At 40.8% G+C, this 14243-nt stretch carries 13 protein-coding genes; 6 read left to right on the top strand and 7 right to left on the bottom strand.

Annotation, left to right across the window (positions count from 1 at the left end; genetic code table 11):
* Positions 1-25: 25 nt before the first annotated feature.
* From NSQ70_RS05220 to NSQ70_RS05210, 3 genes are all read right to left on the bottom strand, one after another.
* Positions 26-508 carry a hypothetical protein gene (locus NSQ70_RS05220; RefSeq protein WP_008348662.1) on the bottom strand — a complete coding sequence of 161 codons (483 nt, stop codon included), beginning with the start codon at positions 506-508 and terminating at the stop codon, positions 26-28.
* A gap of 386 nt (positions 509-894) precedes the next feature.
* A complete protein-coding gene (locus tag NSQ70_RS05215; protein ID WP_079919114.1) occupies positions 895-2001 on the bottom strand; it encodes an alanine racemase in 1107 nt (368 codons plus the stop codon).
* A 144-nt stretch (positions 2002-2145) separates the two neighbouring features.
* On the bottom strand, positions 2146-2724 hold the full coding sequence (locus NSQ70_RS05210; RefSeq protein WP_017366958.1) for a competence protein ComK: 579 nt from the start codon (positions 2722-2724) through the stop codon (positions 2146-2148).
* A 289-nt stretch (positions 2725-3013) separates the two neighbouring features.
* Between NSQ70_RS05210 and NSQ70_RS05205 the strand changes: the two genes are divergently transcribed.
* The gene (locus tag NSQ70_RS05205; protein ID WP_008348804.1) at positions 3014-3250 is read left to right on the top strand and encodes an IDEAL domain-containing protein; all 237 of its coding nucleotides are present in this window, start codon (positions 3014-3016) and stop codon (positions 3248-3250) included.
* Positions 3251-3308: 58 nt separating this feature from the next.
* Here the strand turns inward: NSQ70_RS05205 and NSQ70_RS05200 are convergent, their stop codons facing one another.
* Positions 3309-4169, bottom strand: coding sequence for an SDR family oxidoreductase (locus NSQ70_RS05200; RefSeq protein ID WP_058337510.1), 861 nt, complete (start codon positions 4167-4169; stop codon positions 3309-3311).
* Positions 4170-4311: 142 nt separating this feature from the next.
* On the opposite strand from NSQ70_RS05200, the gene NSQ70_RS05195 reads away from it, so the two are divergent.
* From NSQ70_RS05195 to NSQ70_RS05180, 4 genes are all read left to right on the top strand, one after another.
* Positions 4312-5844, top strand: coding sequence for an FAD-dependent oxidoreductase (locus tag NSQ70_RS05195; RefSeq protein WP_138278360.1), 1533 nt, complete (start codon positions 4312-4314; stop codon positions 5842-5844).
* A 91-nt stretch (positions 5845-5935) separates the two neighbouring features.
* Entirely contained in the window at positions 5936-7231 is a 1296-nt protein-coding gene (locus tag NSQ70_RS05190; protein WP_007497200.1) for a globin-coupled sensor protein, read from the top strand.
* Positions 7232-7292: 61 nt separating this feature from the next.
* The gene (locus NSQ70_RS05185; RefSeq protein WP_025207047.1) at positions 7293-7877 is read left to right on the top strand and encodes a histidine phosphatase family protein; all 585 of its coding nucleotides are present in this window, start codon (positions 7293-7295) and stop codon (positions 7875-7877) included.
* A gap of 386 nt (positions 7878-8263) precedes the next feature.
* Positions 8264-9409, top strand: coding sequence for a S8 family peptidase (locus tag NSQ70_RS05180; RefSeq protein ID WP_045034875.1), 1146 nt, complete (start codon positions 8264-8266; stop codon positions 9407-9409).
* Positions 9410-9455: 46 nt separating this feature from the next.
* On the opposite strand, the gene NSQ70_RS05175 is transcribed toward NSQ70_RS05180, so the two are convergent.
* Positions 9456-10739: a M48 family metallopeptidase gene (locus NSQ70_RS05175; protein ID WP_138278359.1), complete on the bottom strand. Its 1284-nt coding sequence runs from the start codon at positions 10737-10739 to the stop codon at positions 9456-9458.
* Between the two features lie 177 nt (positions 10740-10916).
* On the opposite strand from NSQ70_RS05175, the gene NSQ70_RS05170 reads away from it, so the two are divergent.
* Entirely contained in the window at positions 10917-11333 is a 417-nt protein-coding gene (locus NSQ70_RS05170) for a hypothetical protein (RefSeq protein WP_007497192.1), read from the top strand.
* Between the two features lie 194 nt (positions 11334-11527).
* Here the strand turns inward: NSQ70_RS05170 and NSQ70_RS05165 are convergent, their stop codons facing one another.
* Positions 11528-13081, bottom strand: coding sequence for a fatty acid--CoA ligase family protein (locus tag NSQ70_RS05165; RefSeq protein WP_138278357.1), 1554 nt, complete (start codon positions 13079-13081; stop codon positions 11528-11530).
* 172 nt (positions 13082-13253) lie between these two features.
* Positions 13254-14243 carry a lipoate--protein ligase gene (locus NSQ70_RS05160; RefSeq protein ID WP_008348846.1) on the bottom strand — a complete coding sequence of 330 codons (990 nt, stop codon included), beginning with the start codon at positions 14241-14243 and terminating at the stop codon, positions 13254-13256.

Here is a 14243-nt window from a genome sequence, read left to right as displayed (position 1 = left end):
CCTGGAAGTCTCTCTTCCAGGCTTTTCATTGTGATTGCTGAACGTTTCCCACTTCTTCAATGAAAGAGGCTGTCTCTTGCAATCCATCTTGAAAATGTTGAGTGGCTGACATAAACAGCTTTTCTTGATCAGGACGCTTTAACAGCTGCTCTACCTTGCTAATTCCTTTTTCAAATGAAGCAAGACCTGTCTTTAATTGTTTGTCTGCCTTTTGATACACAGCTGGCACTTCTTGATGAGTAAGCCCTTTTTGAATGACACGGTCGAATGCTTTCGTCGCTTTTGTCAATTTTTCATTCACTTGAATTTTTCCGTGTCCATCTGAAATAAATTGATCGGTCATGTTTTCATATGCTTCATTTAACTCATCCATATAACGCTGAACCCATTGTTCATACGCAGCTTCTTTTGTGTTTTGTTTTGAAGGCGGCTGACCTGCTTGATTGCAGGCTGTGAGTAGTGTCACTGTCACGGTAAATAGCAGCATCAAATGCCATCGTTTTTTCATACACGGCCCCCATTTCTCTTTCCCATTTGTTCATATCGGTCAAATATGATCAACTTTTACCTCATACGAACACCTTGCAAGAAATGACTTATTTTTATTGTAACAGACCGCATGTATCACTTCTGTGATTTATGCGGAAATGAATGAAAATCCTTCTAATGGTTCACATTTCCCTGCCATTTCATGATGATACAGTCAATAGACGACGAGAAAGGCACATTTGGTTTCAATCTATTTCATCTTCGTCATTTTTTCTCAAATAAAAAAGACCCCTTTCGGCGCCTTTTTCTTAGATGTATGGATTTTAAATGATGATCTTTCTTAGCATGGAAGCTGCCTTATATTCTGCTCTACATAGCGGGAACTCCCTCTATGATCCTACCCATTTATTGCAGCTTTCCTTTACAAGCAATCTCCAGCTCTTCTACCACTTCGCCATCTTGAATGAGGTATGCTTTTTCATGAAGATTCACAGCAGGACAGATGTGATTCGGAATCATTTGCACCTTCTCACCGATCTGTACACTTTGACGAAAGCCTTCATGATAGATAATGGCATGCTCGTCAAATACGCTAGAAACAAATACATCATCATATTCTTTCACTTTGCCTAAGCCCTCTGTTTTGGTCAGCCCTTTTGTACGCGTTTGTGCCGTCAGCCCTTTGGCCCCTACATCTGTAATCACCCGGCGCTCTGTCGGTTTACTAATGACCGTTGTCAGCACAGATGCTGCACAATGTGAATATGTGCCGATTACATTGGACTGGGAAGCATCCATCAAGATGTATGTGCCTGGCCGTATTTCTGTGACTCCTTTTGGAATATCAAATTGAAATAAAAATGGCGGTGTTGATCCAATACTGACGACCTCTAGCGGCATACCAGCTTCTTCTGCAATCTGCGCAAAACGGAGCGTTCGATTTACAGCCTCCTTGTATAATGTCCGGCAATGTGCTTTACTTTCCGCTTGATACGTATGACCATCATGAGAAAAAATCCCCTTTAAATGAACGGCATCACTTGTTTGAATCGCCTCTAATATGTGGCAGAAATCATGTTCTTCAATGACACCAGACCTTCCCTCTCCAACCTCTATCTCAATTAAAACCTCCGCTTTTTTCTCTGATTCACAAAAGACTTGCTCAATCTGCTTCACATGCTCAACACAATCTATACCGAATGAAATCTGTATCAACTCTGCCAGTTTACGAATCCGCTTGAGTTTAATCTCACCTACAATTTGATTGGCGATAAAAATATCCTTGAGCCCATGGGCTGCCATTACTTCAGCCTCTCCTACTTTCGCCACCGTAATGCCAGATGCACCTTTCTCTTCCTGCAGCTTGGCAAGTGCAGGCGTTTTATGAGTTTTCGTATGAGGGCGCAATTTGACATGCTGACGGTCTGCGTATTGCTGCATCGCCACTACATTCTCCATCATCACCCGTTTATCAATGAGTAGTGCCGGCGTATCCAGTTCTTCATACATCATCCCCATGACCCCTTTCGTTATATAAAAAATTATATGATATAGATAAATTATATATTTTTTTATACGATAATCAATGGTTTTTTTCTGCAAAAAAGTGATGACGATGAGTAAGCAGTCCAGCGGCTGTCTGCCGCTGGTCTCTCACTAATAACGATTACGAAGTTCTCTTAAGATAAAATCATACACAAGGTTGAGCTGCTGTTCCTTTGGATACAGCATAAATTCTTGTTTCTTAGGAAGACCTCCATCAAGTCGATCTTGAAATTTCGTTCGGAGATACGCTGTTCGGTGTACCTGACTCTCAAATGACTTATATGAGACATCTAATTTGACCGATTGCTCATTTGTAAAAGTAACAACCGTGTCTCCGAGGGATGATTCCTGAAAGATATGAATGTATTTGTGGGAGATCCATCCGCATTGAGGGCGGTTGGATGAATAGGTTGGGAAGAAATACAGATGATTGGATGAGTCAATCACGATGGGAGGCTTGTGTGATATACCTGTTACTTCATATGTTCCCGCTTTTCTGCCTGCATAGCTTGAGCCAAAGAACCTGCAACTGCGTTCTATAATTTGCAGCGGCTTTAATTCAACGTAAAAGCTTGTCTCTCTTTCGATCACTTTTGAATATACTCGTTTTCCTTCTTCAACCGGAAGGACCGCCATTGTTGTTTGATTAATGACGTATGAATCTAATGGTGTTTCACTAATTCCTGACACTTCATTTCCTCCTGTGTTAATTTTTGGTTATTTTAGATACTATTAATCTATCACCAACGTATAAGAAACGACAGGATTTTTTCAATATTTATTTAAAATTATCTTTTTATCATGTTATTTAGTACATTCGATCTATCTAAAAGCCATTTTTAAAGATATATCGCATCTTGTCGACTGGACAAGGGGTGTCGATATGGCTCAAAAATAAATTGTCTAAAAATTATAAATTCTTGTTGATTTTTTCTCCGCCAATCCATATACTATAAAAAAGGCATCGGGGGGATTCTTTATGAAAGAGAAAAAAACGTATGCTGAGCTCATGAAGTCCCGCAACACCCAAAAAACCGAAGAGAATGGCGTTACTATTTTAGACATTTATATTCAAATGGTTTTAGATGAGGCGCTTTATAAACAGCGCTTAACCTTCCTTAGAGAAGAGATTGACAAGGCGCTAGATCAGCGTGATGAAAAGCGTTTTAATGACCTGTCAGCTCAATATGCAGAACATTGCTTACATCAATCATGATGATTTTACTTGCGGCAGAGAGACAGAAACTTGTCTCTTCACCGCAAGTTTTTTGTTTTTATCCATTTAATATGGTTCCGCCATTCACATGAATCATTTGTCCATTCATATAAGAAGAGTCTTCGCTCGCTAAAAATAAATAACTTGGCGCTAACTCTACTGGCTCACCAGGCCGCTCCATTGGGACATCTCCACCAAATTCAGACACTTCCTTTTCCGTAAATGTGGATGGAATCAGTGGTGTCCAAATCGGTCCAGGCGCTACCCCATTTACCCGAATCCCTTGTTTGATAAGAGATAGAGATAATGACCTTGTAAACGTTACAACCGCCCCTTTTGTCGATGAATAATCAATTAAGGTTTCATGACCTTTATAAGCAGTGACCGATGCTGTATTAATAATACTGCTTCCTTTCTTTAAATGAGGGAGCACCGCTTTTGTTAAATAGAACATGGCAAATATATTCGTTTGAAATGTCCGAAGAAGCTGGTGAGAGGTAATCTGTTCAATGCTTTTTTGCGGATGCTGTTCACCTGCGTTGTTGACCAAAATATCAATCGAACCGAAAGCATCTTTTGTTTGTTTGACGACCTCGTTTGAAAAAGCTTCATCCCCTAGGTCACCTGATATTAAAATGACGCGGCCTCCCATCTTTTCAATATAGTCCTTCGTTTCTTCCGCATCACGATGTTCATTCAAATAAACAATCGCTACATTGGCTCCTTCTTTCGCAAATAAGACAGATACTGCTCTTCCAATCCCGCTGTCTCCACCTGTGACAATCGCCGTTTTCCCTGTCAGCTTTTTGCCTTGCACCTCTCGATCAAAGATAGGTCTAGGGTTCATTTTATATTCAAGTCCTGGACGTTCGTTCTGATGCTGAGGCGGTAACGTTTTCTTTGGCTGTTTTGTTGACACGTCAGTCCACTCCTTCCTTTTTATCTCGTTTATTTTTATGTGTTGCTCATTTTTTTATGTATTTCGCTCTTGTTTTCACTAAAATGTATGATTTTCAGCATCGTGGAAAAATTATACACAACAAGTGACTGGAGGCGACAACATGGAACAAGAACATAAAGGATCGGAACAAGCAAAGTCGTTATGGCTAGCTGATAGTGAGAAGCCCTCTTTTCCTACTGTCAGTGAAGACCTTACAGCAGATGTCATCATTGTCGGTGCCGGTATTACCGGTATCGCTACTGCATTTGAAATGACAGAACGTGGACTGGATGTCATCATCATAGAGGCTGATCAAGTATTGCAAGGAACCACTGGACATACGACAGCGAAAATTACCTCCCAGCATGATGTTTACTATCATGAGCTGATTCAGCATATTGGTATGCCGAAAGCCCGTTTATATGTAGAAGCAAATGAAAAAGCAAAGGAGCTCATCCAAGCACGTGTGAAAGAGTATGACATTGATTGTCAGCTTGAGGTAAAAGATGCTTACCTTTATACAACAGAAGAAAACGGCGTCAAAAAGTTAAAGAAGGAATTAGATGCGTACAAACAGCTCGGTATCGATCGCGAATGGAAAACAGCGCTCCCGTTTGATGCTGGCATCAAGGCAGCCCTCGCCATGACGCAGCAGGCACAATTTCATCCTCTTCATTATCTTCATGCACTGATCGATCAGCTCATTGACCGAGGCGTGCGCATATTTGAACAGACAGCGGCAGTCGATGTAAAAGAAGGAAAACACCCTGCTGTCATCACAAAAAGTGGTCATCATCTGATGGGGCGCTCTATCATTTCATGCTCACACTTTCCTTTTTACGATGGCAAAGGACTGTATTTCACGCGAATCCATCCTGAGCAATCTTATGTCGTCGCAGCCAAAACAAAAAAACCGCTTCCAGACGGCATGTACTTAGGAATTGATCAGCCTGCCCATTCATTAAGAACAGCAAAATTCCATGGAGAAGACGTCGTGCTCATCGGTGGACAAGGCCATAAAACCGGACAAGGCGGAGATGAATCCGCACACTATGAAGCACTAGAAAAGTTTGGTGAAGCCACCCTTGGTATAACGGAAGTCCTTTACCGCTGGTCCACGCATGATATGGTCACAATGGATCAAATCCCTTACATTGGCCGCCTGACATCACATCATTCGAATATTTTCATTGCAACAGGCTTTAGAAAATGGGGCATGACCACAAGCCACGTAGCAGCGACACTGATCGGAGATTTGATCGAAGGAAAATCGAATCCTTACGAATCCATCTTTACTCCATCAAGACTCGTGTCAGACGCATTCGTAAAAGACTTTATCAAAGAAAACACCAATGTTGCAGCGAAGCTAATCAGCGGTAAATTAAAGCGAGCTGATCAAACAATTGATGATTTAAAACCGGGTGAAGGCGGGATTGTGTCTTATGAGCATAAAAAATGTGGCGCTTTTAAGTCAGAGGACGGCGATATCTTTCTTGTCGATACAACCTGTACTCACTTAGGCTGTGAAGTCGCGTGGAATAATAGTGACCGCACGTGGGACTGTCCTTGTCACGGGTCTCGTTTCTCCATTACGGGAGAAGTAGTAGAAGGTCCGGCGAAAAAACCACTAAAAAGGTCATATAAAGAACAGTAAAATTTCACTGTTTTCCCTTTAAAAAAACCAAAATTATCCGATAAAAAACATAAAGTCTGATATTTGTGATGATTATGGGGGGACAAACACATTGTTATTTAAAAAAGAGAGTAAAAAGAAAAACACTGCTTTTTTCACACAGCAGGATGATGGGATAAAACGAATCAATTTTCCGGAGAATACGGACATTGCCAAACAAATTAAAATGATTGATTTGACGCAGCAAGACCTTTTTATCTTGAAACAGCTGAATCCAATCGTTCAAGATGAAATTGAACATATCGTCGATAAATTTTATAAAAACCTAGAAGTCGAGTCTTCCTTGATGCACATCATTCAAGATAACAGCTCAGTCGAGCGTCTAAAGAAAACACTACGCATTCATATTAGTGAAATGTTTGCCGGTGTGATTGACGAATCTTATGTGGCCAAAAGAATTAAAATTGCACAAGTTCATTTAAGAATTGGACTTCAACCTAAATGGTATATGGCAGCCTTCCAAGACCTATTGCTATCCATAATGGATTTATTTGCCCAGCATATCCAAGATTTCAAAGAATATCAGACGGCAGTGAAAGCGACGACGAAAATTTTAAATCTAGAGCAGCAGCTTGTCCTAGATACGTTCCAAAATGAATACTCTAAAGTTCGTGATGAAGCAGAACTACAGCAAAAAGAGCTTCATACAAAAATTACAGAAACATCTAATTCACTTGCTTCTCTCTTCTCAAACACAACAAATGCAGTGGACAAACTTGTATCAAAATCTGATGAGATGGCGGATATGTCACAGGCTGGCACAAAGATCTCAGCACAAGTTGAAGAGAAATCAATTGGCGGTAAAAAAGAGTTAGAAATTCAGCAGACGCAAATGAACCAAATTGACGGCAGTATGACAAAGATTGAAACAGAAATTAAACGCTTAGAAGAAATCGCGAAACAAATTGAACAAATTTTTGGGATCGTCACAGGTATTGCGGAGCAAACGAATTTACTCTCTTTAAACGCTTCAATCGAATCAGCTCGAGCAGGTGAACATGGCAAAGGCTTTGCTGTCGTTGCAAATGAGGTTCGCAAATTATCAGAGGATACAAAGAAAACGGTTTCAACTGTATCTGAGCTCGTCAACAACACAAATTCACAAATTGCCATTGTGTCACAGCATATTGCTGATGTGAATTTACTTGTGACAGACAGTAAAGAAAAAATGACCCAAATCAACTCGCTATTCGATGATATCGTCAGCAGCATGAACTTAAGCAAAAACCAAAACGGAAAAATTGAAATAGATTTGCAAACATTCCTAAACGAATTGAAAGAAGTCAAACAAACAGTGTCCCAAGTGGCAAGTTCGGTCGAGTCCTTAACGAGTCTGACAAATCACTGATCCAGTCATTCTTCTTCTGTTTTAGTATAATAGAGGAAAAGATAGAAAAGGCGGGATTTGATTGACAGCAATTTGCCTAGTCAGACACGGTGAAACCGATTGGAATGCAGCGAAACGAATTCAAGGACGAACAGATATCCCTTTAAATGACACTGGTAAATGGCAAGCGGAACAAACCGGTCTTTACTTAAAAGATGCCCACTGGGATGTTGTCATTTCCAGTCCGCTATCAAGGGCAAAAGAAACAGCTCATTTGATTTTACAGCATGTACATGCACCGCTCGTGATCATGGACGATTTTATTGAACGTGACTATGGCGACGCTGAAGGCATGTCATTTGAGGAACGTCAGAAACTGTTTCCGAATAAACAGTATCCAAATATGGAACCACTATCGGCACTTCAAGATCGAATGCTAGAAGGTATCGAAAAAGTGAGAGCAACCTACCCAGATCAACGGGTACTAATCGTAGCACACGGTGCTGCCATCCATGCCTTACTCACCTCACTAGCTGACGAACATATGGGTATTAAGGATACAAGGCTTGAGAATGCCTGCTTAAATTATGTGGAATGGACAGATGGTGAATGGAAGGTGAACGATTACAACGTGGTCAGCCATTTAACACAATCTGCCCCTTCTTAAAGAACCTGTTTTCATAGCAGGTTCTTTTTCATGTCAAAAACAATGATAAAATAATATTTTTTTATATCGAAATTCGAAATAGATGATAGCCTTTTCTACCTATTTTATGGCATTTCGGGTATCGAATGTTTATCCTCAAATGGATCATGAGAAAAAAAGCACGATTCCTTTTTAATAGGAAACCGTTGGAAATATAGAATAAACATATTTTACCATCATTTCCAAGCGACTTAATTCCCTATTTTTCGCTAGGACTTCCACAAAAATTCGGGCCTACTCTTATTTGCCTATCTCTATTAAACTGAAAATACAGAATAATCAAACGGATCATTCTAATAGACTACGGATGATTATTCTGAAATAAGAAAAAGGGATGTGGAATGTGCGTGAAAAAGAAAAATGTGATGACAAGTGTTTTATTGGCTGTCCCTCTTCTGTTTTCAGCAGGGTTTGGAGGCTCGATGGCAAATGCCGAGACTGCCTCAAAGTCAGAAAGCGAAAAAAGCTATATCGTTGGCTTTAAAGCTTCTGCCACCACAAACAGCTCTAAGAAACAAGCAGTGACACAAAATGGTGGGAAATTAGAAAAACAATACCGCCTCATTAATGCTGCACAAGTGAAGATGTCTGAACAAGCCGCAAAAAAACTTGAACACGACCCTAGCATTGCTTATGTAGAAGAAGACCACAAAGCAGAAGCATATGCCCAAACCGTCCCTTATGGTATCCCTCAAATCAAAGCTCCAGCCGTACACGCTCAAGGTTATAAAGGTGCTAACGTCAAAGTAGCTGTCCTTGATACTGGAATCCACGCCGCACACCCTGACTTAAATGTTGCAGGCGGTGCTAGCTTCGTCCCTTCAGAGCCAAATGCCACACAAGACTTTCAATCACACGGAACTCACGTAGCCGGAACCATTGCTGCCCTTGATAACACGATTGGTGTTCTTGGGGTTGCGCCAAGCGCCTCCTTGTATGCCGTTAAAGTGTTAGATCGAAACGGAGATGGACAATACAGCTGGATTATCAGCGGTATTGAATGGGCTGTTGCCAATAACATGGATGTCATCAATATGAGCTTAGGCGGACCAAACGGCTCCACAGCGCTTAAAAATGCTGTAGACACAGCGAATAACCGCGGAGTAGTTGTCGTTGCCGCAGCAGGGAATTCAGGTTCAATTGGCTCTACTAGCACCGTAGGCTATCCTGCAAAATACGACTCTACAATTGCTGTTGCCAACGTGAACAGCAACAATGTCAGAAACTCGTCTTCTAGCGCAGGTCCTGAATTAGATGTTTCTGCACCTGGTACATCGATTTTAAGTACAGTACCAAGCAGTGGATATACGTCTTATACGGGAACATCAATGGCATCTCCTCATGTAGCAGGAGCAGCAGCGCTTATCCTTTCTAAGTATCCGAATCTATCAACGTCTCAGGTTCGTCAGCGCTTAGAAAATACGGCAACACCGCTTGGTAATTCGTTCTATTATGGAAAAGGATTAATTAACGTTCAAGCGGCTTCTAACTAAAATAAGTGTGACAAAAAAATCCGGCGAACTGAGCCGGATTTTTTATTTATTGCTTTTTCGATGTTTCCTCTTTTTTTGCGGCTTTTTCCATATCGATGATTCTCTCCATCATCGTCGGGTGTCCATAGCGGAATATTTTCACTAAAAGTGGCGGATTGACTTGGGAAAGCCCTGATTTTGCAAGCTTTTGAAATGACGTCACCCCCGCCTCTCCATCTTTCGTCAAGTTCACGGCGTATTCATCAGCTGCACGTTCTTGATGCCTTGACACAGCATTTGTAAAAGGAGAAGCAACAAATGACAGCATAGATACAATGATCAACAGAAGCGGAAGAGCAGCAACGTCATGTGGTGCCTTCAGACGAAATGAAGAAGCGCCTTTTTGGTAAAGGGAAAAATAAAAACGGTCAATGGCAAAAAATCCAACCAGAGACAGCACTAAATATCCTGCTAAACCGATATACACATGCTTCATCACGTAATGTCCCATCTCATGCGCCATGATAAATAAGATTTCACGGTCTTTCAGCTTTTGAAGTGTCGTATCCCACAAAACAATACGCTTATTTTCACCAATTCCTGTGACGTAAGCATTCATCGTGTTTGTTTTCTCTGACATGTTGACTTCATATACATGATCTGCTGGAATGTGTGCTTTCTCTGCAAGAGTTAATATCTTTTTCTCAAGCGCTTGATCCTTCAATGGGTAAAAATCATTGTAGAGTGGATCAATAACGACCGGCTGTATAAAGAAGAGAAATAGTGTAACTGGAACGGTTAAACACCAAGCATACAGCCACCAATATTTCCTTTTCTTTTGAATGAGCCAAAAGAACACAATGGCGCATAGAACAAGCAGAGGATATTGAATCCAAAAATCAAGCGTTTGGTCTTTTAGCCAACTTGCCGTGCTTTGTGCTGAAACACCGTAGTACAAGGACAACTGGTAGCTCACCCACTTGACTGGCAATGTGATCAGCATCGTCAAAAGTGACAGCACAAACACATACACAAGTTTGCTCAAAAGGTGAAAACGAGCTGCTGCCAGGCTCCAATCTGCTAATTTCCTTGAAAATCCTGAAATGAGCAAAAGGAAAAAGACATACCAATCTAAAGGAATTGTCATAAAGTACAACAGGTTACGAATGTTCGAGTAATTTCCACTGATCAAAAGCTCATGGCTTGTCATAAATGTATGCGGGTCTGCACTTGTCCCTTTCACACTGTCAGGGACAGATGAATCCCCCATTAGAAATAAGTAAGAATAAATAAAAAGACCGTACAATATGTATGCTACCGTTGCAAGAGCTACCCATTTGCGTACTCGCACTGGTCAGCCTCCTTTCCATTTCTCTCTCTATTGTAATCACGCACGTTTTTGTTTAGAACCTGTCTCATGTGGCTCCATCATAGCATGCCCTATCTGAAAAAGCTTGAGTGAAAAAAATGATTATGCTGTTCAAAAATCGGAGAAACTAGCTATAAAAAAGTGAGTTGGAGGTTCATCATGAAGAAAATCCTTGCAGGAATTGTGATCTTTGGGCTTTTACTGATTACCTTCTTTTATGTGTTCAGCCGGACAAGTGACATCTTCGATGAAAATCGAGCAGAGAAATTATTGCTTTCACCGACGAACCAGTCCATTTCTTATGAAATAGATGATAAAGATACAACTGAGGATCTAATTGAACAATTAAACAAAGGGAAACAAACAAGCAGCCATCTCAAAAAGAATGTAAAGAAGCCAGATTATATCGCCAAGGTCATGTTCGGACGGACAAATGGCACTTCTTTTCAGCTATGGACCAACCGCTCTCAAGTTGTTTTTTTAGTAGACGGCACCTATTATGAATTAAATCAAAAACAGTCAAATTCCTTTCGAAAACAGGTACAAGAAGCGATTCAAAAAGGAGCCTCTTCATAAGAGACTCCCTAGATTGTTGACAAAGGGATAAAATGAACTTGATTTTACCCCCTTGTCTTCTTTGCAGCGTGATAGAAAACCTTTGCAGTCTAGGAGGCGCGGAGCGAATGTGAACCAAGCACGCAAGACTGACAAAGAATGCGAGGGTTTGTCTACACGCTGAGGAGCCGCCTCATAAGAAGAGACTCTTTTTTTTATTTACTTGTTTCTGCTTGGTACTTATCCTTTAGCGCTTTTCTTAAAATTTTACCAGTCGTGTTTTTTGGAATATCATCAATGAAATGGATCGTTTGGGGCTGCTTATATTTCGCCAAATAGCGTGAACAATGTGTGATGATGTCTTCTTGATTGATGTGAGCATGTTTCTTAGGGGAAATGTAACAGACAACAGCCTCTCCTGTGTTTGGATCGGGCACACCGATGACAACGGCTTCTGCTACAGCTTCATGTTGATAAAGCACTTCTTCTACTTCTCTTGGATAGACATTATACCCGCCAACGAGAATCATGTCCTTTTTTCGATCGACGATATAAATATATCCGTCTTCATCTCTTCTCGCCAAATCTCCTGTGTACAGCCAGCCATCTTTCAGTGCTGCTTCTGTGTCTTCTGGCATTTGATAATAGCCTTTCATAATGTTTGGCCCTTTTGCAATCAATTCTCCGACTTCGTTTGGTCCAACTTCCTCTCCAAGTTCATTCACGATCTTATTTTTCACATTCATAATATCAGTTCCAACTGAACCTGGTTTTCTTTTTCCATCAAGGGGATTGAATGCCGTCACTGGGGAAGCCTCTGACAATCCATAGCCCTCTAACACCGTGACACCGAATTTTTCTTCAAAACCGTGAAGTAAAGCAACAGGCATGGACGCACCGCCTGATATACAAATCCTCACCGACTTCATCGCTTCCTCATGACCGTCCTGACGGTATAAATAATTATACATAGTTGGAACACCAACAAATAGCGTTGGTTTTTCTTTCTCCATCATTCGTAAAAGCTCTGATGGGCTGAAATGCGGCAGGACATAGATGGTCGCTCCATGAATCAAGGGGGCATTCATACAGACGGTCAAACAAAACACATGGAACATCGGCAATGCAGCAATCACCTTGTCCTTTTCATCAATTGACAGGTACTCCGCAATGTCTCTTGCATTTGAATATAGGTTAACATGAGTGAGCATTGCCCCTTTTGGTTTTCCTGTTGTGCCAGATGTAAATAAAATAACGGCCGTATCGTCAGGTTGTATGGAAGGATGCTCAGTTTCCGGCGCATCTCCAGACACAAGCTTTCCGAAGAAAACAAGACGATCAGATACTTCTTTTAAACTTGACCTGCACGCAGATTCATTTTGTGCACAAATAATGACTCGTTCAATAGCTGGAAGCTGTTCATACACCTGCTCGTATATCGGCAGAAGCTGATCCGGTGCAACAATCCCTTTTACATCACCAGTGACCAGCATATAGCCGATTTCACTTGGCGTGTATGTTGGATTGACAGGTACAACAACAAGTCCTGCCTTTAATGCACCAAAAAATGAAATCACAAAATGCGGTGAATTTCCTAAAATCAGCGCGATATGATCTCCCGCTCGAAACCCTTCGCTCACTAAACCATCTGCAAAACGTTCGATACTTGTCATCAGTTCTTGATAGGTCCACTTGTTCCCTTCAAAGATCAGTGCGACGTTCTCTCCCTTGGTCATCGCAGTCTGCTCAAGATTTTTGATCAAATCCATTCTCCCACCCCTTATACTTCATCAATGAATGAATAGCCATTCATTTTATGACCAAACATTCCTCCTTTCTATTATAATAGACAATCGAAAAAATTCACAAGATCAAATGTAAACCGCTTTCATCTCTTTCATTAGAAAAAGCACCGCTATCTCTAGCCGTGCTTGTCCTTGCTTAATAAATCAAATCCAGAAAATCTTCTTTTGATACGTTACCAAAATAATGGCGCATATCCATGTCTTCTAATACATCACTAATGGTTTTGCGATCATATTGCTGCCCAATGAGTCGTTTCTCAATATCAGCAATATCCCCTACACCGAAGAAGTCACCAAAAATTTTGCAGTCTTGAATGATGCCTTTTTTCACTTCTAATCGAAGATCAATCGATCCAGCTGGAAAACGCTTAGAGTGCTGCAAGTTAAACTTAGGCGAACGGCCGTAGTTCCATTCCCATTTTTGGTATCGATCACGAGAAATCTCATGAATCTTCTCCCAATCCTTTTCTGTCAGCTGATACTCAGGCACGTCTCCGTTCGTGTCAAAAATATAGCTTAAAAGAATTTTTCTAAATTCTTCTGTTGTCATCTTTTGATCCATCAGTTCACTAATATTCGCAACCCTGCTTCTAATGGATTTGATACCTTTTGATTCGATCTTTTCTTTCTTCACATTTAATGCCGAGACAACATGTTCGATTTCTGAATCAAATAATAGGGTGCCATGACTGAAGATACGTCCTCGTGTAGCAAATTGAGCATTCCCAGAAATTTTACGCCCATCTGCCATGATGTCATTTCTGCCGCTTAATTCCGCTTTGACGCCAAGCTTTTCAAGCGCTTTGATGACTGGCTCGGTGAATTTTTTAAAGTTATGAAAGCTGTCCCCATCGTCTTTTGTAATAAAACTGAAGTTCAAGTTTCCTTTGTCATGGTAAACTGCACCACCGCCAGATAACCTGCGAACGACTTTGATGCCATTGTCTTCTACATATTTTGTATTGATTTCTTCTATTGTATTTTGGTTCTTTCCAATAATAATGGATGGCTGGTTGATGTAAAACAGCAAATACGTTTCTTCTGGATCTAAATATTTTAAGCAATACTCTTCAATTGCTAAATTAATCATTGGGTCATAATGTTGCTCGTTATCGATAAACAGCAT

The sequence above is a fragment of the Bacillus sp. FSL R5-0397 genome (genome assembly GCF_038593395.1).
GTDB lineage: Bacteria > Bacillota > Bacilli > Bacillales > Bacillaceae > Bacillus > Bacillus altitudinis.
Note: the sequence above shows the minus strand (reverse complement) of the source record. Positions and strands in the feature narration are given on the sequence as shown.

Coding starts and splice junctions, on each gene's coding strand:
- NSQ70_RS05170 (WP_007497192.1), top strand. CDS start 10,917: ATGAAGAAAATCCTTGCAGGAATTGTGATCTTTGGGCTTTTACTGATT.
- NSQ70_RS05205 (WP_008348804.1), top strand. CDS start 3,014: ATGAAAGAGAAAAAAACGTATGCTGAGCTCATGAAGTCCCGCAACACC.
- NSQ70_RS05160 (WP_008348846.1), bottom strand. CDS start 14,243: ATGCTGTTTATCGATAACGAGCAACATTATGACCCAATGATTAATTTA.
- NSQ70_RS05220 (WP_008348662.1), bottom strand. CDS start 508: ATGAAAAAACGATGGCATTTGATGCTGCTATTTACCGTGACAGTGACA.
- NSQ70_RS05215 (WP_079919114.1), bottom strand. CDS start 2,001: ATGATGTATGAAGAACTGGATACGCCGGCACTACTCATTGATAAACGG.
- NSQ70_RS05195 (WP_138278360.1), top strand. CDS start 4,312: ATGGAACAAGAACATAAAGGATCGGAACAAGCAAAGTCGTTATGGCTA.
- NSQ70_RS05165 (WP_138278357.1), bottom strand. CDS start 13,081: ATGGATTTGATCAAAAATCTTGAGCAGACTGCGATGACCAAGGGAGAG.